The following is a 21,454-nucleotide window of genomic DNA, read 5'->3' on the forward strand; positions in this document are numbered from 1 at the left end:
GAATGGCTTCAATCTCCTGATGAAACGACGAAACGGCAGCCTGTGAATTCCAGCCCCACAGGGCTGGTCCTGGCCACCAATCGCTCCGGAATCCGGATCGACACCTTGGCTGAACTTTTCTTCAAGTCAACTCGAACGCGCGGGTTTGGTTCACGCGCCTCGGGTCAGCCCCGGCCCGCGAGGAGGTCGGCGTAAACGTCGAGGGTGTCGCCGACCATGCCTTCGAGGGAGAAATGCGCTTCCACATGCGCCCGGCCGCGCCGGGTCATGGCATCGCGCGCCGATGCCCCGAGGGACAGGGCCTCGGTGAGGGCGTCGGCGAGGGCCGCGGCGTTGCCCGGCGCCACGCGCCAGCCCGTGCGCTGGCCGGCCGGAACTTCCGGTGGGGCCAGCACGGTCTCGGGCACGGCGCCGAGATCCGAAACCACCACGGGCGTGCCCAGGGCCTGCGCCTCGACGGCCGATCGGCCGAACGCCTCCGGCTCGACGGAGGGCACCGCGACGACGGAGGCCGCGCGAAAGGCGGCCGGCATGTCGGTGCAGTGCCCGACCCGATGGACGATGCCCTGCAGCCTGCGCACGGCGATGAGGGCATCGAGTTCGCGCTCGTAGGCGACGCGTCCCTGCGGATCGCCCGCAAGCACGATGGCGACATCGCTCACGCCGCGGTCACGCATGAGCGCGGCGGCCTCGATGAGAACGCGCTGGCCCTTCCAGGCCGTGAGCCGGGCGGCCAGGAGCACGACCCGCTGATGCGGAGCGACGCCCCAGGCCCGCCGCAGGGCCTCGACCCGGGCCGGCGCCACGGCGCCCGGCTTGAACAGGGCCAGATCCGTGCCCCGGTGGATCACCCGGACCCGGTCGCCTGCCTGCTCGGGATGCAGGGTGCGGATGAGATCGGCGGTGTAATGCGAGTTGGCGATGACCACGTCGCCGCGCGCCATCACCGAATTGTAGAGGACCTTCACGCCGGTCCGACCGGAATAGCTGCCGTGATAGGTGGTCACGAAAGGGATCTTCAGGCGGCGCGCCGCCCCGAGGGCGACCCAGGCCGGGGCGCGCGAACGGGCATGAAGGATCTCGACGCCTTCACGCCGGCAGAGGCGGGCGAGGCGCCCGATGTTGAGCGCCATGGAGACGGGATTCTTGGAGGCCGCCGGAAACGGTAACCAGATGCCGCCCTTGGCCTGCAATTCGCCCACGAGCCGCCCGCCTTCCGTGGCGATGAGCGCCCGCGCCCCCGCCGCCGCGAGGGCCGCGGCCACATCCACCGTCGTGCGCTCGGCCCCGCCCGCGTCGAGGGCCGGGATGATCTGCAGGATGGTCCGACCCGAGAGGGGTGCGCCCTCCGCCGGAAAAGCGCCGCCGCGTGTCTCGCCGTTCACGACGCGGCCCCGCGATCCGGCCCCAGGGCGGGGCTTGAGGGGTCGAAGCGGGGGCTGGAGCGTCCGTCGCGCGTCTCGGTCATGGAATCCAGCATGGGCGGCGTGCTTTACGGCCCGGTAAACGAAAGGCAAATGCGAAGGGTTGGTTTCGATGGTTCTTAACAACGGGGATAAACCCATGCCGCAGCCTGCCCGCGAAGCCCCGATCTTCCTGGATGTGGGGAGCGGGCCGAAGGCGCGCCGCATCGCCGTGCTCGCACGCCCCGGTGAGGGACCGCCCGTCGTCTGGCTCGGTGGCTTCCGCTCCGACATGCGCGCCACCAAGGCGGAGGCCCTGGACGGATGGGCCCGCGAGACCGGGCGCGCCCTGGTCCGGTTCGACTATACGGGCCACGGCGAATCGAGCGGCGATTTCGCAGACGCGACGATCTCGACTTGGCTGGAGGATGCCCGGGCGGTGATCACGGCCTGCGCGCCGCACCGCCCCATCCTCGTCGGCTCGTCCATGGGCGGCTGGATCGCCTGCCTGGCCGCGCGAAGCGGGCTTGCTCTCTCGGGGCTCGTGCTCATCGCCCCGGCCCTCGACTTCACGGAGGATCTCATGTGGGCGCGGTTCACGCCCGAGATCCGGGAGACCATCGAGCGGGACGGCTCCTGGGCCCGGCCGAGCGAATACAGCGACGTGCCGGTCCCCATCACCCGTGCCCTCATCGAGGACGGGCGCCGGCATCGGCTGCTCGGTCACCCCATCGATCCGGGCTGCCCGGTGCACATCCTCCAGGGCATGGCCGACCCGGACGTGCCCTGGTCCCACGCCCTACGCCTCGTCGAGCGCCTGCCGACGGCCGGCACGGTGCTGACCCTCGTGGCCGACGGCGACCACCGCCTGTCGCGACCGCAGGATCTTGCGCGGCTGCTGGCGGCGGTGGCCGGGATCAGTGCAGACTGACCGTGTGGAGGTCGTTGGCCATGGCATTGGCGACCACGGCGTCCCGGGAATCGGCGAGCAGGATCGGTGCGCCGCTGGCGGAGAGCAGGGCGAACAGGTCGAGGCCGGGCGTCAGCTGCGGCGCCTGGGGAAACAGCCGGGTGACCTCGTCGGAGCTCATGGCACGGACATAGGCGATGTGGCCTTCGCCCAGGGCGGCGAGGTCGGCGGCATTGAACTCGGCCGGATCGAGGTCGGCACCGGTGATGGGATTCTGGCTGAATGCGGTCATGGTCGGCTCTCCTTCTGGCAGAGCGTGATGAAGCACGGTCGGGACCGTCCCGGCCGGATCGAGTGCGGGCGTGGCGTCAGACGTCGTCGCGGGACGCGATGGCGATCTTGCGTACCACCCGCTCGGGCTCGGGGCGGGTGAGGTCGATGGACAGCAGGCCGTTCGAGAGGTCGGCACCCATCACCTCCATGCCGTCGGCAAGGAGGAAGGCCCGCTGAAACTGGCGTGCAGCGATGCCGCGATGGAGAAACTGCCGCGCTTTCTCGTCCACCTGCCGGCCGCGGACCACGAGCTGGTTCTCTTCCAGCATCACGTCGAGCTGGTCGCGGGTGAACCCCGCCACCGCAAGGGTGATGCGCAGGCGTTCGGGCTCCTGTTCGCTGCGTGCCACCCGCTCGATGTTGTAGGGCGGATACCCATCGTTGGCGGCCTTCGAAACGCGATCCAGGGCCTGTTCGATCTCGTCGAAGCCGAGGAGAAAGGGATGTCCGAACGGAGAAGGCCGTGCTGTCACGGATGGATGTCCTTCTGGCGAAGCCCCGGAGCTAGAGAGGCACTTCGTGGAGAGACGCCCGACGCGGAACGACGCCGGACTGGTTCGGAAGGCCCGCCTGGGGCAGCGCCCTCCCCGGCGATGCCCGCCGGTCGACTGGATATGGAACCGGCGACGAGCCCCATCAAGGGCTTGCCCATCAAGGACTTGGCGGGCCGTTTTGGCGCAGGTGGAACAGCCCGGAACCCCCGCCCGGCAATCCCTTCAGGAACGGATGGTACATGTTGGCAACCCTGCTTACGGGATACTTCGGAAATTAGATCTGGGATCATTCGGCAATACGCACGGTCGGCCATGTATTCCCGGCGGTAACAGTTTGGAACTACTCTGATATTCGGCACCGTGCTTGATCTGGGGCCGCGAACTCGCATATTGCCACGCACGATACGGACAGTCGCCGCATGGGCTTCGGGCCGTGTCGAGCCGGATCGTGTTCCCTTCGACCCGTGACGCGGGCCACCGTGTCGTGACGACCCGCCGCAGCATCGTCGGCCGGGATGCGCGTCCGATCCCGTGGGGGCCGGAGGCGGCATCGGCGGCATCGCCCGTCGGTCGAGGAAACGGAACTGTCATGGATGGAGTGCACGGCGTGGTTAGGAAACAGTTCGGGAAAGCGGTACGGACGGCCGGTCTCGGCATCGCTGTCCTGGGGGGCGTGATGGGCGCCGCGATGGCGCAGGACGCAAAGCCCCTCCCGCTCAAGCTCGAACTGAACCGCCTGGAGCCCGCCGGCGAATCCTGCCGGACCTACCTCCTCGTCGACAACAGCCGCGGCCCGGCCCTCAAATCCCTCAAGGTCGACCTGTTCGCCTTCGACACGGAGGGCGTCGCCCAGAAGCGCCTCGCCGTCGAGCTCGGTCCGGTGCCGGATCACAAGACCCTGGTTCGGCTGTTCGACTTCCCCGCCCTGGCCTGCCCGAAGATCGGTCGGGTGCTCCTCAACGACGTGCTCGCCTGCGAGGGGGCCGATGCCAGCCGAGAGACCTGCCTCGAGCGCATCGAGACCGACAGCAAGACCTCGGCCCCCTTCGTCCGCTGATCCGAACGCGAACCGCCCGCCCCGAAAGCGAAAGACATACCCATGGATCCGACCACTGCGCCCGCAGGCGTCTCCCACGACATGTCGTTCCTCGGCCTGTTCCTTCAGGCCGACCCCATCGTGAAATCGGTGATGATCCTGCTCGTGGTCGCCTCCATCGCCTGCTGGACCGTGGTGTTCGAGAAGCTCGTGCGCATCGCCGCCGCCAAGCGACAGGCCAAGGCATTCGACGCCCTGGTACGCTCCGGCGGCGCCCTCGAATCGTCGGGCAAGGGCATGGATGCGCAGATCACGGCGGCCGCCGTCGAAGCCTGGCGTGACCAGGACAGCACCGAAACCCGGGCCGAGCGGCGCGACCGCATCGAGCGCGCCATGCGGGCCGCCCTGACCACGCGGCTGAAGGCGATGCAGTCGGGGCTGCCGGTGCTCGCGACATCGGGTTCCACCGCGCCCTTCATCGGACTGTTCGGGACGGTGTGGGGCATCATGAATTCGTTCTCGTCCATCGCCAAGAGCCAGGATACGTCGCTGGCGGTGGTGGCGCCGGGCATCGCCGAGGCGCTGTTTGCCACCGCCATCGGCCTTGTCGTGGCGATCCCGGCGGTCATGGCCTACAACAAACTCACCACCGACATCGGCCGCGTGCAGTCGAGCTTCGTCTCGTCCATCGGCATCCTCGGCAACCGCCTCGCCCGCGACCGGGCGGTGCACGGCCGAGCCGCCGCCGCGGAATAGACCGCGCCCCGGCACGGCCGCCCCGATCGGGGCGGATTGAGGTCTCAGAACACGGAACGACCGGCCTCGCCCAATGGGTTCGGGCGCCGGCTCGGGACCGGTTTTCGTTTTACGCAGGACGCGGCGCCGCACTCGGCCGCCCACTGGAAGCCCTGGAGGGCGACGCATGGCCATGGGATCGATCCGCTCCGGCGGCGGCGACGACGAGGACGGCCTCGACGACGCCCCGATGTCCGAGATGAACGTCACGCCCCTCGTGGACGTGATGCTCGTGCTGCTCATCATCTTCATGGTCGCGGCCCCGCTCATGACCACGGGCGTGCCCGTGCAGCTGCCCAAGACCACGGCGCAGAAGGTGGCGCAGGCGAAGAAGCCCCTCGAGATCTCCATCGACAAGGACGGCAAGCCCTACCTCGCCAAGGAGGAGCTGACGCCCGAGACCATCCTGCCACGGCTGCGGGCCCTGGCCGCCGAGGATCCGGGCCAGGTCATGCTCGTGCGCGGCGACCGCGACGTGCCCTACGGCAAGATCATGGAAGTGATGGGCCTCGTTGGACAGGCCGGCTTCACCAAGGTCTCGCTCATCGCCCAATCGCCGGGTGGCGCCCTGCCGTCGGCGCCGGCCCCCGCCGCAGCCCCCGCGACCGGAACGGCCCAATAGTCCCATGAGTGCCAGTCCCATGAGCGCCTCGGCATCGACGGGTGATCCCGATCGGCGCGGCCCGTCCACGCTCGCCACGGCCTTCCTCGTCGCCTTCGGCCTGCATGCCGGCGTTCTGATCGCCCTCACCCTGTTCGAGCCGCAGCCCAAGGCGCCCCCGGGCGAGAACATCGTCACCATCGACCTCGCGCCGCAGATGACGGAGGCCGACACCCAGGCGCCGGCCGAGCAGGCGGCCTCCGTCTCGGCGCCCCCCGAGGCCAATCCGGTGGAGACACCGGAGACGGTGCAGCAGGAAAAGCCCCTCGAGACCACGGAGGTGACCCCGCCCGAAGCGACGGCACCCCCGCCGCCGGATACGGCGATGATCGCCCCCGAGGCGACCACCGTCGCCGAACCGCCGGATGCGCCGCCGGTGCCCCCCGTCGCGGAGGCAACCGAGCCGCCGCCGGAGGATCAAGTCATCACGTCCACGGGCGAGCAGGCGCCGGCCCTCGCGCCGCCGCCGGCCGTCGTGGCGCAGGAACTGCCGAAGCCCGTCGAGAAGCCGAAGCCCGACGAAGCCAAGATCCTCGAAGCGCGGCGGGAGGCCAAGCGCAAGGCCGAGCGCGAGGCGCGCCTCAAGGCCGAGCGGGAGGAGGAACGTCGCGAGGCACGGGAGGAAGCGCGTGCCGAGGCGAAGGCCAAGGCCGCCAAGGAGGCCGCGCGCCGTGCCGCCGCCGCAGCGAGCGAAGGCCGCGCCCGGCAGAATTCGGCCTCGGCCTCACGCCAGAGCAGCACGGGTGCGGCGGCCGGCGGCAACGACGCGAACGCGCTGCGCGCCTGGCAGGGTGCGCTGAGCTCGGCGATCCGTGGGCGCATGAACGCCAATGCTGCGGCGGGCACCAGCGGGGGCGTCGCCGTCGTGCGGTTTACGGTGTCGCGCTCCGGTCAGGTCCTGAGTTCGGGCCTCGCCAGCAGCAGCGGCGTCGGCGCCATCGACAGCGCGGCCCTGGCCACCGTGCGCGGTTCCCTGCCGGCGGCACCGGCCGGCGTGACGATCAGCAGCCTCGCAGTCACCGTACCCCTGCGCTTCAGCCCCGGCCGGTGAGGCCGGGCGGCGCTCCCCTGCCCTCCGGGTTGCCATGACCGTCTGGTTCACGAGCGACACCCACTTCTCCGATCCGCGCGTGCTGCGGATCGACCGCCGGCCCTATCCCGATCTGCCCGCCCACGATGCCGCCCTCATCGCCAACTGGAACGCCGTCGTGGCACCCGACGATACGGTGTGGCACCTCGGCGATGTCGCCTTGAGGCCGACACCGGCCCGCATCGCCGACTTGCTCGGATCACTCAACGGCACGAAGCATCTCATCGTCGGGAACAACGATGGGCCGGAGACGCTGCGGGCGGCGGGCTGGGCGAGTGTCGGGCATTACGCCGAGATCGTCGTCGACGAACGCCCCCTGGTGCTCTGCCACTATGCCTTCCGCACCTGGAACGGGATGGGCCGGGGCACCCTCGATCTGCACGGTCATTCCCACGCCAAGCTCACACCGATCCCGAAACAATACGATGTCGGCGTCGATGCACAGGGCTTCAGGCCTGTCGATCTCCCCGCAATCCTCGCCTCCCGCCGTGCCCGGAAAGCGAGCAACCGAAACACGGAACCTTCGCCGTAGGTCGGAGGTTCTTGGGGCATGAACGCGGGATGACTGGCACACCCTGTCCGAGACTTCGAACAGACCGCCCGTCACCTGCACACACCCTGTTCCTCGAGACGGACACCGCCGAGGTATCCTATGCGTCACACTCGCTTCGCCCCACTCCTCGCCGCCGGCCTCGCCCTCATGGCCGCGGGATCCGCTGTTGCCGCTCCGGCCTGTTTCGAGGGCCGGCGCAAGATCGAGGAAGCCAATGCCCTGCGGTTTCAGGCCCGGGAAGAGGCCCGAATCGGCAACCATGATCGCGTCTGCGACACCCTCGACGAAATCGGCGACCGCTACGCGGATGCCCGCGACGCGTTCGAGGATTGCGGCGCCGGCGCCCTCGCCATCGACCTGCGCAGCGAGTCCCGCAATCTTCGCATCGCGAAGAAGGTCAACCGCTGCGACTGAGGGCGTGCGGCCACGCACACAGCTCGAGCTTCAAACGTTCCACTAATCTCGAACAAGCGGCGCGCCATTCGCGGCCCCGAAGGTCATTGTCCTATGAACGCCACCACGACCCCGTCCGACGTCGTCCTCGGCTCCAACACCCTGAGCGCGGGGACTGGTCCATCCTTCGCTGCGGCCTTGTGCGGCTTCCTCAGCACCACGGTCGCCACCACGATGGTGATGTTCCTGCTCAGCAGCGTGTGAGAAGCAGAGCGCTCGAAACGCCCGGCCCGGCACCTTTATACGACCGTGTGTCCCGTGGCATCGGATCGGGTGCGACAGTCGGAAGGTGCCTGCCGCGCCAGATCAGGGCGCCACGAGCCAGAATCGCTTCCGGTCAAACAGCATATCGGTCTTTCCGACCTCAGCCCGAGGCGCACGACAGGGCCTGCTCGCCGCGTCAACGTGAGGGCTCGGCGTGCGCGCAGCAGGCAATATTGGAGCGGTCGAGACGGGAAACAGGCCGAGCCTCGCCTGAATAGTGGGCTGGCGCACGGCGACGATGGTCATAAGAGAGGCCAGAAGCGCACCCGCCACCGTACCGAAGACGAAATTCATCATTGCGCCGAAGACCCCGCGATCGCTGCGCGGGAAGAGGCCGGCCCGCGATCGCCGGTTCCTCATTGGTCAAGGTTCTCGGCATGATTGCGGCGAAGCCCGAAGCACGCTCTGTTAAGAATACGACGCCTAGGGTCCTCCCCGACCGCGGTGGCAGTCTCATCGCGGCGTCCGGGGAGAACGCAGTATGTCGTACGGGGCGAGTGCCTACGCGAGAGTTTCACAGGCGGGCATGTCACCGCGCGAGGCGGAAGCTGCTGTCTTGGTCAAGGCGGCCGCCCGTCTCCAGACCGTGCAGACCGACTGGGACAATCAGAAGGGCGTGCTCGCCGAGGCGCTCAACTTCAATCAGAAGGTCTGGGCCGTCATCGCTGGCGCCGCAGCAGAGCCGGACTGTCCGCTGCCCGAGCCCATCAAGGCCAGCATCGTTCAGCTCTCGGTCTTCGTATTCCGCCGCATGGTCGATACGCTGATCGAGCCGGAGGCCGACAAGCTCTCGGCCCTCATCAGCATCAATCACAACCTTGCCGCCGGCCTACGGTCCTGAAGGAGTCCCTCCTCCCGGGGGAGGAGGGTCGTCATAACCTTCTAGGAGTCGAGGCCCGCATCCTCGTCGATGTCGACGAGGAACACGATATCGGCATCGTCCTCGCCCTCCTCGTCGTCTTCCTCCTCGTCGTCGTTCGAGGCGGTCTCGGCGTGGCGGGCATCCGGCTCGAAGGGCTCGTCCTCCTCGGAATCATCCTCCGCGAGGGCATCCTCGAAGATTTCCGTTTCCTCCTCGGTGGCGGCACGGATCTTGAGCGGGGAGGTGCCGTTCCACAGCACCTTTCCGTCGCTCTTCATGGCCTGGATGTCGTCCTTGAAGCCGTCGCAGGTGAAGAGATCGCGGGCGACCTCCTCGGAGCCGTTGATGACGGCGATGGCCACGCCATCGATCTCGAGTGTGAACATCGCGAATTCCTCTCGAACGTCGTTGCGCAAGGGTGCGCCGGCCGCTCGGCGTCGGGAGACGCCGCCCTGGGTCCCGCCGCCCGTGTAGGGGGCAACGGCGTGGACGCCAAGCCCTATCCCCATGCCCATCCCGCGCCGGATCGCTCCTGGGGATAGGGGTCTTCAGCCGCCGCCGCGCGCGATGGCGCGCTTGACCACACCCTGAACCTCCGGGTTCGATAGAAACAGGTCGTGGTTGATGAGACCGCCGCCGTAATCGGAGGCGTCGGCGACACGCACGCCGAGGGCCTCCAGGCGCTCGCGGTCGGCGGCACCCGCCCGGACCACGCCACCCGCGATGGCACCCGAGAGCTCCAGCGCCCGGTCGTTGGTCGACGAGATCACCGTGATCTTCTTCACGTCGGGTCCCATCCGCTCGACGGCCGAGGTGAATAGATCGATGTCGATATCGGGCGCGGCCAGCACCACGGCGCCGATGCGCGCCATGGCCGCCTCGCCGGCCTCCGCCCGCAGCATGCGCAGGGTCTCGAGGGTGAGGAGCGTCCCCATGGAATGGGCGACGATGTTGATGCGACCACCGGACGGTGAGTTCGCCAGGGTCTTCAGGAGATCCTCGAAGGCGTCGCGCGACCACAGGGCGCTCTCGCGGTCGTAGCCGTAATCGAAGGTGGCTGCGGCCGAAGGCCAAGTGAACAGGGCCGAGGCGCCCTTGAAGCGGATGCCGTCCGAGAGCCGGGCCGCGCTGAGCGCCGCCGATTGGAAGCTCTCGCGGTAGCCATGGACGTAGATGAGGACGTCGCGCCCGAAGGCGGCCTGGGTGAACGCGGCAGCGGCCCCCGGCCCCGTCTCGATCTGCGGCACGGCGGCGACGCCCCAATCCCCGGTGACGACGGAGGAGACCTTGCCGATGAGCGACCGGTCGGGCGCCGCGAGGCGAACCTCGGCGAAGCTCAGGCCGCGGCCGCGCTCGGAGCTGAAAAACGGGCTCTTCGGGGGATTGCCCACGGGCCTGCGGGTAGTGGCCACGAGGAGGACCGGGCTCACGTCGATGTTCGACTGACGCTCGGGGGCGGCCGAGCCGGTGGCGAGCTCCTCGGTGACGCAGCCGGACAGTCCCGGTGCCAGAGCCGCCACGCCCATCAGGGCGGCGAGGCGCACGAGGCTGCGACGGGATGGCCGGATGGAGCGGTTCATGCGGTCTGACAACCCTGGAGATGGGGCCGGGGGACCGGCCGTCGCGTGGTGCTAACCTGTCGCGGACGATCATGACCATGGCGGGGCACGAACGTGGCCGTGGCCCGTGTGGATTGCGGGCAGTGGCGCCTCTGTGGCGCTCGCCCCACACCGGGGCGGCTCCGGTGCCGGCCCCGGCGCCCGCGCGGCGACCCGTGCGATGCCCTGCTGAATACGCCAGCGCCCCCTCGACGAATGCCGGCCGGCCCGGCAAGAAGTGGGCATGGCCCTCTCCTCCGCTCCGCCGCCCGCCCTCGACATCGACGCCCTGCGCACCCGGCTGCTGGCCGGCGACCGGGCGGCCCTCGCCCGCGCCATCACGTTGGCCGAATCGCGGCGGGCCGATCACCGCGCCGTGGCACGGGACCTCATCGACGCCGTGCTGCCGCAGACGGGCCGGGCGATCCGGGTCGGAATCACGGGGGTGCCGGGGGTCGGCAAATCCACCACCATCGACGCGCTGGGTGCCAACCTCACGGCCGCCGGCCATCGGGTGGCGGTGCTGGCCGTCGATCCGTCGTCTACCCGCACGGGCGGCTCGATCCTCGGCGACAAGACCCGGATGGCGCGCCTTGCCCTCGATCCCAATGCCTATATCCGCCCCTCCCCCTCGTCGGGGACGCTGGGCGGCGTGGCGGCCAAGACCCGTGAGACCATGCTGCTCTGCGAGGCGGCCGGGTTCGACGTCATCCTCGTCGAGACCGTGGGCGTCGGCCAGTCGGAGACGGCGGTGGCCGATCTCACGGACTTTTTTCTCGTCCTCATGCTGCCCGGCGCCGGCGACGAGCTGCAGGGCATCAAGAAGGGGATTATCGAACTCGCCGACATGATCGCCGTCAACAAGGCCGACGATGGCGAGGGCGAGCGCCGGGCGAGCGCGGCGGCCTCGGAATACCGCGCCGCCCTGCATATCCTGAGCGCACCGAGTTCGACCTGGACGCCCCCCGTGGTCACGATCTCGGGCCTCAACAACAAGGGCCTCGACGGGATGTGGGAGCGGGTGGTCGACCACCGCAACAAGCTCACCGCCACGGGCGAAATCGCCAAGAAGCGCCGCGCGCAGGACGTGAAGTGGATGTGGGCCCTCGTGCACGAGCGGCTGCATCAACGCCTCGTCGGCTCGGCCGAAGTCCGGCGCCAGACGGCCGAAGCCGAGGCCGGCGTCGCGCGTGGCGAATCATCCCCCGCCGCGGGGGCCGAAGCCATCGCCACCCTCATCGGCCTTTGAGCCGGGGCAACCTCCTCGTCACCGGGTTCGGGCCGTTTCCGGGCGTGCCCGTCAATCCGAGCGCCGTGGTGGCGCGTCGCCTCGCGGCGTTCGCCCGTCGCCACGGCCTCGCCGGGGGCGACGTCCGCCTCCTCATCCTGCCGACGCGCTACGGCGCGCTGCCGACGCACCTGGCCCCCGCCCTGGCCGAGGGTCCGGCGGCCGTGCTGATGCTCGGCGTGGCGCGAAAGGCCAAGCGGGTCCGGGTCGAGTTCCGGGCCCGCAACCGGGCGAGCCGGCTGTTTCCCGACGCGTCCGGTTCCGTCGCCCGGCGCTTGGCCCTCGTGGCGGGCGGTCCGGCCCAGCGGCAGGCTGGCGCCGCGGTAAAGGCCCTCGCGACCCTGCGCCGCCACGGTATCGTGGCGATCCCGTCGCACGATGCCGGGCGCTACCTCTGCAACGCCGCCTACTATCGGGGGCTGGCCGAGGGGATTCCCGTGCTGTTCGTCCACATTCCACCCCTGCCCCGGGCCGGACGACCCGGCCCGCTGCGGCGCGGGAAGGCGCCCGTCGAGGCCCTGGCGGCGGCCCTGGTGGCAGTGGCGCGCGCGCTCCTTGTGCATCCGTACGTTCACCCTAGCCCAACGAAGGCCGAGGAAAATCCGCACCACGTGGTGCCCAATCGGATCTCGGACGTTCTGTGAACGTCGGATGCGGGCGTGTCGCGCCCCGGCGGCATCGAACCCGCATCGAAGTTCAACTGGGAGAAGCATCATGGTGGACACGGATCGCATCGTCGGAACCGCCGAGGATCTCGGCGGTCGCGTGCAGGGTGCCGTGGGCGACGCCCTCGGATCTCACGGCGACTCCGTCGAGGGCCGCTTCCGCGAGGCGCAGGGACGCGCCCAGGACGCCTACGGTCAGGCCAAGGACACCGCCCGCAACGTCGCCGACAACGTGAGCGACTATGCCGGTGACGCCTACGAGCGGATCCAGGACCGCGGCGGCGCCTACTTCCGCGATGGCACCCGCGCGGTGGAGACGCGCGTCGAGGAAAACCCTTTCATCGCCCTGATGCTGGCCGGCGCGGTGGGCTACGGCCTCGCCCTGCTCCTGCACCGCCGCTGAGCGATGCACGGCGCCGCCCCGCCGGGGCGGCGCACGCCTACTGCGCCGTCCAGCCGCCATCCATGGCGATGTTGGAGCCGGTCATCTGGCTCGCCGCGTCCGAGCACAGGAACACCGCGAGCGCCGCGACCTGATCGACCGTGACGAATTCCTTCGTGGGCTGGGCCTTCAGGAGCACGTCGTTGATCACCTGCTCCTCCGTGAGCCCGCGCGCCTTCATGGTGTCGGGGATCTGGCTCTCCACGAGGGGCGTCCAGACGTAGCCGGGCGAGATGCAGTTCACCGTGATGCCGTGGGTGGCGAGTTCGAGGCCCGCGGTTTTCGTCAGGCCAGCGATGCCGTGTTTGGCCGCGACATAGGCCGCCTTGTAGGGCGAGGCCACGAGGGAATGCGCCGAGGCGGTGTTGATGATCCGCCCCCACCCGCGCGTCTTCATGCCGGGAATCGCCGCCCGCATGCTGTAGAATGCCGCCGACAGGTTGAGCGCGATGATGAGCTCCCACTTCTCCGGCGGGAAATCCTCGATGGGCGAGACGAACTGAACGCCCGCGTTGTTCACCAGGATGTCGACGGCCCCGAAGGTTTCCTCGGCCAGAGCGATCAATCCGGCGATCTCGTCGGGTTTCGTCATGTCGGCGGCGGAATGGACCGCGCGCACGCCGAACTCCGACTCGATCCCGGCACGGGCCGCCTCGATGGCCTCGGGCGATCCGAAGCCGTTGAGCACCACGTCGGCTCCCTCCTTCGCGAAGCCGCGCGCGATGGCGAGGCCGATGCCGCTGGTGGAGCCGGTCACGACGGCGGTTCTGGATTTCAGGCTCATGGGTGGGTCTCCCGAAGCGCGCGCGGCCGCGCGCAGGTCCATCGCGAAAAATCCTGCCCGATGCGGCGCGGCAAGTCGATGCGCTCCGGCCCGGGCGCGGCATGCTATAGCGACGGGCGACGCCCCATCGTCACGGGGTGACGCACGAAGGACGCCATGATCCGCTTCCTCGCCTTGCTGGCCCTCGCCCTGTCCGGTCTCACCGGCCTATCGGCCGGTGCGCAGGGCCTCAAACCGCCGTCCGACCTCGTCACCGCGAGCCTCGTGGCCGAGCCCGCCGCGATCCGCCCGGGCGAGCCGTTCAGCCTCGGCCTGCGCATGGTGATGCGGCCGGGCTGGCATGTCTATTGGCGCAATCCCGGCGATTCCGGTCTGCCGCCCGAAGTCGCCTGGACTCTGCCGGCGGGCTTCACCGCCGGCGCCCTCGACTGGCCGGCGCCCCACCGCATCCCTGTCGCCCACCTCATGAATTTCGGCTACGAGGGCGAGACGGTCCTGCTCGTGGCGGTGACACCGCCCGAGACCCTGGCGCCGGGCAAACCCGTGACCCTGCGGGCGCATTTGAGCTACCTCGTCTGCGAGCAGGAATGCGTGCCCGGAACGGCGGATCTCCAGGTCACCCTGCCGGTGGCCCAGCCCGGAACGAGCACCGGCGCCAATCCACAGACCCGCACGCTGTTCGCCCGAGCCCGCGCGGCCCTGCCGGTTCCCGCCCCCTGGCCGGTGCGCACCACCGCCACGAAGGCGCGCCTGGACCTGACGGCGGAGGCCCCGAACCTCGCGGCCGACGGCGTGACGGGGGTGGCGTTCTTTCCCTATGCCGAGACCGTCATCGAGAACGCCGCTCCCCAGGACGTACGGATCGATGCCGCGGGCCTGCATCTCGGTCTGGTGAAGGGCGATGCCGACGCGCCGGCTCCGGCTTCCCTGCCCGGCGTCCTGACCTTCGAGGAGACCACGCCCGATGGCCCGGTGCGGCGCGCCTACGCCGTCGGCGAGGCACCGGCCATCGCTGGCCCTGCGGCAGCAGCCCCGGCGACGGACACCTCGGCATCCGTCCCGGCGCTCCCCGCGCCGGACGACACACTTACCCTGTGGAGCGCCGTGGGTCTCGCCTTACTCGGCGGCCTCGTCCTCAATCTCATGCCCTGCGTGTTTCCGGTCCTGTCCATCAAGGTCCTCAGCCTCGTGCGGCATTCGGGGGAGCCCCCCCGCCGCGTGCGCCTCCACGGCCTCGCCTACACGGGAGGCGTCCTCGCGGCGTTCCTCGGGCTCGCCGGGCTGCTCATCGCCCTGAAGGGCGCGGGCGCTGGAATCGGCTGGGGGTTCCAGCTGCAATCGCCCGTGGTGGTGGCGGGCCTCGCCTACCTCCTGTTCGGCATGGGGCTCGGCCTGTCCGGCATCGTCCATCTCGGCGGCGGCATTGCTGGCCTCGGCGACGGCCTCACCCGGCGGACGGGCCTCCAGGGCTCGTTCTTCACCGGCGTGCTCGCCACCGTGGTCGCCACCCCCTGCACGGCGCCCTTCATGGGCTCGGCCGTGGGCTTCGCCCTGACGCAGGCGCCGGCCGTGGGCTTGGGCGTGTTCGCGAGTCTCGGCCTCGGCCTCGCCCTCCCCTTCCTGTTGCTGACCGCCTGGCCCCCGGCCCTCCGGGCCCTACCCCGTCCCGGCGCCTGGATGGATACGCTGAAGGGCGTGCTGGCCTTCCCGATCTACGCCACCGCCGCCTGGCTCGTCTGGGTGCTGGCCCAGCAGGTCGGCCCCTCGGGCTTGCTCGCGGCCCTGTTCGGTCTCGTGCTCCTCGGATTCGCCGCCTGGGCCTGGGAGCGTGGTCGCGACGCCCGCCCGATCTGGAGCTGGATCGCCCGGGGCACGGCGGCGGCGGCCCTTGCGGGCCTGACCCTCCTTACCCTCGGCCTGTCGCAGGATCGCGCCGCCACGGCGGCCTACGCAGCAGGTACCGAAGCGTTCAGCGAGGCCAAGCTCGACGCCCTGCGGATGCAGGGCCGGCCGGTCCTCGTGAACATGACGGCGGCCTGGTGCATCTCCTGCCAGGTCAACGAGCGCACAACCCTCGCCCGGGAAACCGTGCGCACTGCGCTGTCCGCACGCGGCGTGACCTACCTCAAGGGCGACTGGACGAACCAGAACCCCGAGATCACCGCCTTCCTCGCCCGCCACGGCCGCAGTGGCGTGCCCCTCTATCTTCTCTACGCGGGGCAGGACGCGCCCGTGGTGCTGCCGCAGATCCTCACGGAAGGCATCATGCTGGATGCCCTGTCTACCCTGCCGGCGGCCCCGCGCAGCGCCGCCCTGACCGCGCCGGAGCGGTAGGACTGTCCCGGCCGGCCACCCCGACACCGCAGCGATCCCCACGGCCCCGATGACCGATGCCACTGCGCCGCGCTGGGCCGTGTTCGCCAACGGCGACTTCCGCCGCTACGGCACCGCCCGCTTCCTCACGGGCCTCGCCTTCCAGATGCAGGCCGTGGCGGTGGGGTGGTTCGTCTACGACCTCACGCGCTCGGCCCTGGCGCTGGGCTTTGTGGGCCTCGCGAGCTTCCTGCCCGCCATGCTCGCGGCCCCGATCACCGGGCATGTCGCCGACACCTACGACCGGCGGGTGGTGGCGGCCTTGGCCTACGCCATCCTGGCCCTGGCCGATCTCGGACTCCTGGCCTTCGCCCATTACGGTACGGGCGCGGTCTGGCCGATCTACGCCCTCGTGGTGATCATCGGCACCGGGCGCGCCTTCGCCAATCCGGCCCTTCAGGCCCTGTTGCCGACCCTGGTGCCGCGTCCGCTGTTCGGCTCGGCCATCGCCTGGAACGCATCGCTGTGGCAGAGCGCCTCGATCCTCGGGCCGGCGCTCGGCGGCTTTCTCTACGCCCTTGGCCCGGCCGTGGTGTTCGGCGCGGCGGCCCTCGCCTTCGCGCTCGCCAGCGCCCTCGTCGCCGCCATCCGGTTCCGGCCCGCCCCCGTCTCAGAGCGCCCGCCCGTGACCTGGGCGACGCTGTCCGCCGGCCTCACCTACATCCGTGACCATCCCGTGGTGCTCGGCGCCATCAGCCTCGATCTCGTCGCCGTGCTGCTCGGGGGCGCTACCGCCCTGCTGCCGATCTTCGCGGCGGAAGTGCTGCATGTCGGCCCCCTCGGCCTCGGGGCCCTACGCAGCATGCCGGCGGCCGGCGCCGTGCTGACGGCGATCCTCCTCGCCTATCACCCGCTCCAACGCCATGCCGGCCTGCGCATGCTGCAGGCGGTCGGCGTGTTCGGCATCGCCACGGTCGGGTTCGGTCTCTCGACCTCGCTGCCGTTCTCCATGGCCTGCCTGTTCGTCACGGGCGCGGCCGACATGATCAGCGTCTATGTCCGCCAGACCTTCGTGCAGGGCGAGACGCCCGACGCCATGCGCGGCCGGGTCTCGGCGGTGAACACGGTGTTCATCGGCGCCTCCAACGAACTCGGCGAGTTCGAATCGGGCCTCCTCGCCGCCGCCATCGGGGCGGTGCCGGCGGTGGTGCTGGGCGGCGTCGCGACGCTGCTCGTCGCCGCCGCCTGGGGACGGATCTTTCCGGCGCTCAGGGCACGAGACCGGCTGCTGCCGGTGGGGTGAGGAAGAGGCGGATCGATATTATCCCTCACCGAAGCCTTTCCTGTCGCCTCAGGGACAATCCCATTTGTCTCATCGCTTCAGCCCGATCGAAATCGCCCGTTCGCCCCGTGAAGCACTCTGGTATCGCCGCGCTTCCGTGCATGGACACGAATATGCACGGAGCGATAGAAACGGCGTGGGAGAGCACCATGGCCGATCTCAAGGTGGTTGCAGGAAACTGCGGTAAGGGGCGAGGGACCTACCGGGCGGGTGTCCTGACAGGTCCGGATGGCGTCGAGCGTTCTGTCGAGAGCTTGCTGGCCCTGGAAGCCGACGGCGATGTCGCGGCGGCTCGCAACTGGGGCGGCCAGATTCTCGATGGGCTCAAGGGCAGTCTCGCCCTTGCCTCGAACATGGATCTCAGCGGAACGGCGCTGCTGGCAGCGACGGCCCTGACCTCGCTTGCAGCGGACGAGGCGCATCCGCAGACCGTGCTGGAAATGACGTTTCAGGATGGTGGGCTGCTCATCGCCTTGGCCGACCCACGCTTGCCGGCCCTGATCGCCAACGATCGGGAAGTGCTTCAGCGCGGCTTCGCACGAGCAACACAACCAGTGGCACAGCCAAGCGATGGCGTTTCGGAAGGAGGCCTGTTGACCACGGCGAGCGATGCCGCCCAGGCTGCGGCGGGTGCAGTCCATGCGGCGGCCGGCGCGGCCGGAGCATCGCTCACCTCCCCCTTCGGCTTCGTTCGCCGGACGGCCGGTTTCGAGCGCAGCTGATCCGGAATCCGCTGGATGGAAGCGGACACCGGACGCTTCGAAGCTGCGCGGCGTGAGAGCGAACTCCGCCGCGCGCTCCGCGGGCGACTTATTTACCCGACAGCAGCGGCGACCACGTCGGGTCGGATGCGTAGGACGGGGTCGGCACGGGCTGCTCCACCTTGCCGGTGATATCGACCATGTAGAGTTTGCCGCCGCCCTGGCCGCCCGGGTCGCGGAAGAACAGCACGTACTGGCCGTTGGGCGCGAAGGTCGGCCCCTCGTTGTGGAAGCCTTCCGTGAGCACGCGCTCGCCCGAGCCGTCCGGCTTCATCACGCAGATGGCGAAGCCCCCCTTGCGCTGGCGGGTGAAGGCGATGAGGTCGCCGCGCGGCGACCATGCCGGCTGCGACGCCGAGCCCTCGCCGAACGAGAGCCGGGTCGGGGTCCCGCCCGTCGCGCTCATCACGTAGATCTGCTGCGAGCCGCCGCGGTCGGATTCGAACACGATCTGGCTGCCGTCGGGCGAGAAGGTCGGCGAGGTATCGATGGCGTTGCCGTTGGTCACGGGCGTCTGCGCCTTCGAGGCGAGGTCCATCACCACGATGTCGGCGTTGCCGCCCTCCTGCACGCTCATGACGAGGCGCCGGCCATCGGGCGAGAAGCGCGGGCTCGTGCTCATGGAGCCGGCCTTGCCCACCGCCTGGCGGGTGCCGGTCTCGAGGTTGATCACCTGGATGCGCGGCGGCTGTCCCGTCGCCTGGGTCATGAAGGCGATGTCCTGGGTCGCGGGCGAGTAGCGCGGGGCGACCACCGCCGTCTCGCCGTTGGTGAGGGCCCGCACGTTGGCGCCGTCCTGATCCATCACCATGAGACGCTTGCGCCGGTTCTCCTTGGAGCCCGACTCGTCCACGAAGGCGATGCGGCTGTCGAACCAGGGCCCCAGGCCGGTGATCTTCGTGTAGACCGCGTCCGAGATGAGGTGCCCCGTGCGCCGGGCGTTGGCGGTGTCGGCGCCGTATTGCTGACCCGTCATCTGCTGGCCCGAAGTCACGTCCCAGAGGCGGAACTCCACCTTGAGCTTGCCCGACGGATCGCGCGAGACCCGACCCGTCACCAGGGCCTGAACGCTGGCCGCGCGCCACTTGTCGAAGCCCGGCACCGCGTCGAAGCCCGGGGCCTCGGGAAACTTCGCCTTCTCGACGGGCGTGAAATAGCCTGAGCGGCGCAGATTGTTCGTCACCACGCTGGACACCAGCAGACCCAGGCTCGGATCGCCGGAGAAGTCGGTGATCGCGATGGGCATGGGCTGGAACGCACCGCCGCCGATGCGCAGGTTGAGCTGGGCCAGGGCCGGCCCGGCGAGGCCGAACAGGACCAGGGCCAGAGCGGCGAGGAGATGCGCCAAACGCGGGATCGGTGTTGGGATCATGGTGAGGTCCGAGTTCTCGGGTGGGGTCGATAGGGACAAGCGACCCATGCCGTCCGGCGCGACGCGGATCAGTCGCGCGGAGGGGTTCACGGCACGGGCGGGTGGCCCGGATCGGTGGGGGAGGTCGGCGCATCAGACTCGCGAAAACTCGAATTCCGCGTTGATGGCCTTCCAGTCGTTGTAATACGGCGCGTACTGGGCGGGGATCTTGTAGGGCGCACAGCGCCGGACGGCGCGCTGCGCGGCCTCCGCGATGGAGCGATCGACGGCGTTGGCGCCGCCGCGCATGATCCTGGGCTCGGTGGTGAGGGTCCCGTCCTGATTGAGGCGGATGTCCAGCATCGGCAGGATCACGCCCTGCGCGGCGCCCGGAGGCGCGACGTAGCACCGCTCGATCTGCTGCTGGAGCATGCCGACCAGGGCCTCGCGGAGCGACGGCGATAGACGCGGCGCGTTGCCGGACGCGGCTCCGAGGGAGGCCGTGCGCTGAATGTCGCGGCCGGTGGCGCCGGTGGATTGCGACGGCGCCTTCGAGGCGAGGAGCTGGCGAATGTCGCCGGCACTGAATTTCTCCGCGAGTTCGGCCTGCTTCTTCGCCTTGGCCTCGCCATCGGCCTTCGCCTTGGCATCCGCGATCGCCTTGGCCTTCGCCTTGGCGGCGGCGTCCGCCTTGGCCTTGGCCGCTGCTTCGGCCTTGGCCGCCGCCTCGGCGACCTCCTTCTGATGCTCGGCCTCGGCCTTCGCCGCCTTCTCGGCGAGGGCCTTGGCGGCCTTCTCGGCCTGCGCCTTCGCCTCCGCGCGCGCCTTCTCGGCCTCGGCCTTCTCAGCCTTCGCCTCGGCCTCGGCTTCCGCGCGGGCCTTCGCGTCGGCCCGCGCCTTGGCCTCCGCTTTCGCTTTCGCGGCCTTCTCGGCGTCGGCCTTCGCGACGGCCTCGGCCTCCTCCTTCTCGATGAGTTGGGCGAGCTGCTCGCGCTTCACGGCCGCCGCCTTCGCCTCGGCCTTGGCGGCAGCGGCGGCGGCCTTGGCTTCGGCCGCCTTGGCCTCGGCCTTGGCCTCTGCCGCCGCTTCGGCCTTGGCGCGGGCCGCCTCCGCCTTGGCAGCCTCGGCCTTCGCGGCTTTCGCTTCGGCCGCCTTGGCTTCGGCAGCCTTGGCAGCTTCGGCCTTGGCTTCCGCAGCTTTCGCTTCGGCAGCTTTGGCCTTCGCCTCCTCCGGATCGGGCTCGTCGGCGCGCAGCGGCATCTCCTCGGCGCTCGCCACCTTCATGTCGGCCGAGCGCTTCGGGGGCGCGGGGGCATCGACCTTGGCGTTCTCGGGCTCCCGCTCCTCGGCCTTGTCCGCCTTGCGGTCGGCCCGGGGCTTGGCGTCGGGCTGGGGCTTGTCGGCGTTGGTCTCGCCCTTGGTCAGCTCCGAATATTGCTGTTCGGTCATCACCTCGACGGGCACGCCCTCCTGCGCGTCGGGCAGGGCCGGGGCGGCCACGGTGAGCATCGCCGCCGTGAGCACGGCCACGTGCACGCCCGCCGAGATCCAGACGCCCGGTTCATTGCGCTTGAAGGGAAGCTTCACGGTCGCGGGCCCGCTATTTCTGGTCGGGCTCGGTGACGAGGGCGACCTTCTTGAAGCCGCCACCGGTCACGATGGCCATCACCTGGGCGACGCGGCCGTAATCGACCCGCTTGTCGCCGCGCACGAACACCCGCTCCTCGAAGCCGGACTTCGAAGCTTCGGTGAGCTTGGGCACGATGCTGTCGTCGCCGAGCTCGTCCTCGCCGAGGAAGACCTGGCCGGACTGGCGGATGGAAAGGGTCACGGGCTTGGTGTCGGAGTTGAGGGGCCCGGCCTTCGACTGCGGCAGGTCGAGGGGCACGCCCACCGTCATCATCGGAGCGGCCACCATGAAGACGATGAGCAGCACGAGGACGACGTCGATGAACGGCGTCATGTTGATCTCGTTGATGGCGCCCTGGCGCCGGCCGCGTCGCCGCCGGCCGCCGCCGCCCTGTGCCGCTCCGTGGGCCATGCCCATGATCGTCCC

The 21,454-nt window shown here is 69.9% G+C and carries 24 protein-coding genes; 15 read left to right on the forward strand and 9 right to left on the reverse strand.

All coding sequences use genetic code 11. The features are described 5' to 3' along the window. Window positions 1-164 precede the first annotated feature (164 nt). Window positions 165-1,385 carry a glycosyltransferase family 4 protein gene (locus MFF01_RS08770; protein ID WP_238223990.1) on the reverse strand — a complete coding sequence of 407 codons (1,221 nt, stop codon included), beginning with the start codon at window positions 1,383-1,385 and terminating at the stop codon, window positions 165-167. Between the two features lie 178 nt (window positions 1,386-1,563). On the opposite strand from MFF01_RS08770, the gene MFF01_RS08775 reads away from it, so the two are divergent. Beyond that, entirely contained in the window at window positions 1,564-2,334 is a 771-nt protein-coding gene (locus tag MFF01_RS08775; RefSeq protein WP_238223991.1) for an alpha/beta hydrolase, read from the forward strand. Here MFF01_RS08775 and MFF01_RS08780 read toward each other — a convergent pair. Then, window positions 2,321-2,605 carry a BQ00720 family protein gene (locus MFF01_RS08780; protein ID WP_238223992.1) on the reverse strand — a complete coding sequence of 95 codons (285 nt, stop codon included), beginning with the start codon at window positions 2,603-2,605 and terminating at the stop codon, window positions 2,321-2,323. The genes MFF01_RS08775 and MFF01_RS08780 overlap by 14 nt on opposite strands. Window positions 2,606-2,681: 76 nt before the next feature. After that, window positions 2,682-3,119, reverse strand: a complete 438-nt coding sequence (locus MFF01_RS08785; protein WP_238223993.1) for an Hsp20 family protein — start codon at window positions 3,117-3,119, stop codon at window positions 2,682-2,684. Window positions 3,120-3,816: 697 nt separating this feature from the next. On the opposite strand from MFF01_RS08785, the gene MFF01_RS08790 reads away from it, so the two are divergent. From MFF01_RS08790 to flaF, 8 genes are all read left to right on the forward strand, one after another. Further along, the gene (locus MFF01_RS08790) at window positions 3,817-4,197 is read left to right on the forward strand and encodes a Tat pathway signal protein (RefSeq protein ID WP_238224334.1); all 381 of its coding nucleotides are present in this window, start codon (window positions 3,817-3,819) and stop codon (window positions 4,195-4,197) included. A gap of 42 nt (window positions 4,198-4,239) precedes the next feature. Then, window positions 4,240-4,932, forward strand: a complete 693-nt coding sequence (locus MFF01_RS08795) for a MotA/TolQ/ExbB proton channel family protein (RefSeq protein ID WP_238223994.1) — start codon at window positions 4,240-4,242, stop codon at window positions 4,930-4,932. A gap of 166 nt (window positions 4,933-5,098) precedes the next feature. Then, complete coding sequence (gene tolR / locus MFF01_RS08800) at window positions 5,099-5,593, forward strand: protein TolR (RefSeq protein ID WP_238223995.1); 495 nt, start codon at window positions 5,099-5,101, stop codon at window positions 5,591-5,593. 19 nt (window positions 5,594-5,612) lie between these two features. Next, a complete protein-coding gene (locus tag MFF01_RS08805; RefSeq protein WP_238223996.1) occupies window positions 5,613-6,683 on the forward strand; it encodes an energy transducer TonB family protein in 1,071 nt (356 codons plus the stop codon). A gap of 34 nt (window positions 6,684-6,717) precedes the next feature. After that, entirely contained in the window at window positions 6,718-7,254 is a 537-nt protein-coding gene (locus MFF01_RS08810) for a metallophosphoesterase (protein ID WP_238223997.1), read from the forward strand. 120 nt (window positions 7,255-7,374) lie between these two features. Further along, window positions 7,375-7,689, forward strand: coding sequence for a hypothetical protein (locus MFF01_RS08815; RefSeq protein WP_238223999.1), 315 nt, complete (start codon window positions 7,375-7,377; stop codon window positions 7,687-7,689). Between the two features lie 93 nt (window positions 7,690-7,782). Continuing rightward, on the forward strand, window positions 7,783-7,932 hold the full coding sequence (locus MFF01_RS08820) for a hypothetical protein (protein ID WP_238224000.1): 150 nt from the start codon (window positions 7,783-7,785) through the stop codon (window positions 7,930-7,932). A 541-nt stretch (window positions 7,933-8,473) separates the two neighbouring features. Continuing rightward, entirely contained in the window at window positions 8,474-8,833 is a 360-nt protein-coding gene (gene flaF, locus MFF01_RS08825) for a flagellar biosynthesis regulator FlaF (protein WP_283207171.1), read from the forward strand. A gap of 41 nt (window positions 8,834-8,874) precedes the next feature. Here the strand turns inward: flaF and MFF01_RS08830 are convergent, their stop codons facing one another. Further along, complete coding sequence (locus MFF01_RS08830) at window positions 8,875-9,240, reverse strand: hypothetical protein (RefSeq protein ID WP_238224005.1); 366 nt, start codon at window positions 9,238-9,240, stop codon at window positions 8,875-8,877. A gap of 162 nt (window positions 9,241-9,402) precedes the next feature. Next, window positions 9,403-10,434: an alpha/beta hydrolase gene (locus MFF01_RS08835; protein ID WP_238224008.1), complete on the reverse strand. Its 1,032-nt coding sequence runs from the start codon at window positions 10,432-10,434 to the stop codon at window positions 9,403-9,405. Window positions 10,435-10,696: 262 nt separating this feature from the next. On the opposite strand from MFF01_RS08835, the gene meaB reads away from it, so the two are divergent. The 3 genes from meaB (at window position 10,697) to MFF01_RS08850 (ending at window position 12,808) form a co-directional block, all read left to right on the forward strand. Further along, window positions 10,697-11,701 carry a methylmalonyl Co-A mutase-associated GTPase MeaB gene (gene meaB / locus MFF01_RS08840; protein WP_238224009.1) on the forward strand — a complete coding sequence of 335 codons (1,005 nt, stop codon included), beginning with the start codon at window positions 10,697-10,699 and terminating at the stop codon, window positions 11,699-11,701. After that, complete coding sequence (locus tag MFF01_RS08845) at window positions 11,698-12,384, forward strand: pyroglutamyl-peptidase I (protein ID WP_238224011.1); 687 nt, start codon at window positions 11,698-11,700, stop codon at window positions 12,382-12,384. The genes meaB and MFF01_RS08845 overlap by 4 nt, the downstream gene beginning before the upstream one ends. 70 nt (window positions 12,385-12,454) lie before the next feature. After that, complete coding sequence (locus MFF01_RS08850) at window positions 12,455-12,808, forward strand: CsbD family protein (protein ID WP_238224013.1); 354 nt, start codon at window positions 12,455-12,457, stop codon at window positions 12,806-12,808. Between the two features lie 37 nt (window positions 12,809-12,845). Here MFF01_RS08850 and MFF01_RS08855 read toward each other — a convergent pair whose 3' ends face one another. Next, a complete protein-coding gene (locus tag MFF01_RS08855) occupies window positions 12,846-13,631 on the reverse strand; it encodes a 3-hydroxybutyrate dehydrogenase (protein ID WP_238224015.1) in 786 nt (261 codons plus the stop codon). A gap of 156 nt (window positions 13,632-13,787) precedes the next feature. Between MFF01_RS08855 and MFF01_RS08860 the strand changes: the two genes are divergently transcribed. The 3 genes from MFF01_RS08860 (at window position 13,788) to MFF01_RS08870 (ending at window position 18,008) form a co-directional block, all read left to right on the forward strand. Beyond that, window positions 13,788-15,965, forward strand: a complete 2,178-nt coding sequence (locus tag MFF01_RS08860; protein WP_238224017.1) for a protein-disulfide reductase DsbD family protein — start codon at window positions 13,788-13,790, stop codon at window positions 15,963-15,965. A gap of 49 nt (window positions 15,966-16,014) precedes the next feature. Beyond that, the gene (locus MFF01_RS08865; RefSeq protein WP_238224019.1) at window positions 16,015-17,247 is read left to right on the forward strand and encodes an MFS transporter; all 1,233 of its coding nucleotides are present in this window, start codon (window positions 16,015-16,017) and stop codon (window positions 17,245-17,247) included. A 188-nt stretch (window positions 17,248-17,435) separates the two neighbouring features. Next, entirely contained in the window at window positions 17,436-18,008 is a 573-nt protein-coding gene (locus MFF01_RS08870; RefSeq protein WP_238224020.1) for a hypothetical protein, read from the forward strand. 88 nt (window positions 18,009-18,096) lie between these two features. Here MFF01_RS08870 and tolB read toward each other — a convergent pair whose 3' ends face one another. From tolB to MFF01_RS08885, 3 genes are all read right to left on the reverse strand, one after another. Next, the gene (gene tolB, locus MFF01_RS08875) at window positions 18,097-19,419 is read right to left on the reverse strand and encodes a Tol-Pal system beta propeller repeat protein TolB (protein WP_238224022.1); all 1,323 of its coding nucleotides are present in this window, start codon (window positions 19,417-19,419) and stop codon (window positions 18,097-18,099) included. 132 nt (window positions 19,420-19,551) lie between these two features. Then, on the reverse strand, window positions 19,552-20,985 hold the full coding sequence (tolA, locus tag MFF01_RS08880; RefSeq protein WP_238224025.1) for a cell envelope integrity protein TolA: 1,434 nt from the start codon (window positions 20,983-20,985) through the stop codon (window positions 19,552-19,554). Window positions 20,986-20,998: 13 nt separating this feature from the next. Beyond that, the gene (locus MFF01_RS08885) at window positions 20,999-21,445 is read right to left on the reverse strand and encodes an ExbD/TolR family protein (RefSeq protein ID WP_091968758.1); all 447 of its coding nucleotides are present in this window, start codon (window positions 21,443-21,445) and stop codon (window positions 20,999-21,001) included. Between the last annotated feature and the right edge of the window lie 9 nt (window positions 21,446-21,454).

The organism is Methylobacterium adhaesivum (genome assembly GCF_022179065.1).
Taxonomy (GTDB): domain Bacteria; phylum Pseudomonadota; class Alphaproteobacteria; order Rhizobiales; family Beijerinckiaceae; genus Methylobacterium; species Methylobacterium adhaesivum.

Excerpts from the sequence above, each read along its gene's own strand:
- flaF (WP_283207171.1), top strand. The coding sequence starts at position 8,474 with ATGTCGTACGGGGCGAGTGCCTACGCGAGAGTTTCACAGGCGGGCATG.
- meaB (WP_238224009.1), top strand. The coding sequence starts at position 10,697 with ATGGCCCTCTCCTCCGCTCCGCCGCCCGCCCTCGACATCGACGCCCTG.
- MFF01_RS08815 (WP_238223999.1), top strand. The coding sequence starts at position 7,375 with ATGCGTCACACTCGCTTCGCCCCACTCCTCGCCGCCGGCCTCGCCCTC.
- MFF01_RS08805 (WP_238223996.1), top strand. The coding sequence starts at position 5,613 with ATGAGCGCCTCGGCATCGACGGGTGATCCCGATCGGCGCGGCCCGTCC.
- MFF01_RS08810 (WP_238223997.1), top strand. The coding sequence starts at position 6,718 with ATGACCGTCTGGTTCACGAGCGACACCCACTTCTCCGATCCGCGCGTG.
- MFF01_RS08865 (WP_238224019.1), top strand. The coding sequence starts at position 16,015 with ATGACCGATGCCACTGCGCCGCGCTGGGCCGTGTTCGCCAACGGCGAC.
- MFF01_RS08885 (WP_091968758.1), bottom strand. The coding sequence starts at position 21,445 with ATGGGCATGGCCCACGGAGCGGCACAGGGCGGCGGCGGCCGGCGGCGA.
- MFF01_RS08850 (WP_238224013.1), top strand. The coding sequence starts at position 12,455 with ATGGTGGACACGGATCGCATCGTCGGAACCGCCGAGGATCTCGGCGGT.
- MFF01_RS08830 (WP_238224005.1), bottom strand. The coding sequence starts at position 9,240 with ATGTTCACACTCGAGATCGATGGCGTGGCCATCGCCGTCATCAACGGC.
- MFF01_RS08835 (WP_238224008.1), bottom strand. The coding sequence starts at position 10,434 with ATGAACCGCTCCATCCGGCCATCCCGTCGCAGCCTCGTGCGCCTCGCC.
- MFF01_RS08775 (WP_238223991.1), top strand. The coding sequence starts at position 1,564 with ATGCCGCAGCCTGCCCGCGAAGCCCCGATCTTCCTGGATGTGGGGAGC.
- MFF01_RS08780 (WP_238223992.1), bottom strand. The coding sequence starts at position 2,605 with ATGACCGCATTCAGCCAGAATCCCATCACCGGTGCCGACCTCGATCCG.
- MFF01_RS08790 (WP_238224334.1), top strand. The coding sequence starts at position 3,817 with ATGGGCGCCGCGATGGCGCAGGACGCAAAGCCCCTCCCGCTCAAGCTC.
- MFF01_RS08860 (WP_238224017.1), top strand. The coding sequence starts at position 13,788 with ATGATCCGCTTCCTCGCCTTGCTGGCCCTCGCCCTGTCCGGTCTCACC.
- tolB (WP_238224022.1), bottom strand. The coding sequence starts at position 19,419 with ATGATCCCAACACCGATCCCGCGTTTGGCGCATCTCCTCGCCGCTCTG.
- MFF01_RS08870 (WP_238224020.1), top strand. The coding sequence starts at position 17,436 with ATGGCCGATCTCAAGGTGGTTGCAGGAAACTGCGGTAAGGGGCGAGGG.
- MFF01_RS08820 (WP_238224000.1), top strand. The coding sequence starts at position 7,783 with ATGAACGCCACCACGACCCCGTCCGACGTCGTCCTCGGCTCCAACACC.
- MFF01_RS08795 (WP_238223994.1), top strand. The coding sequence starts at position 4,240 with ATGGATCCGACCACTGCGCCCGCAGGCGTCTCCCACGACATGTCGTTC.
- tolR (WP_238223995.1), top strand. The coding sequence starts at position 5,099 with ATGGCCATGGGATCGATCCGCTCCGGCGGCGGCGACGACGAGGACGGC.
- MFF01_RS08855 (WP_238224015.1), bottom strand. The coding sequence starts at position 13,631 with ATGAGCCTGAAATCCAGAACCGCCGTCGTGACCGGCTCCACCAGCGGC.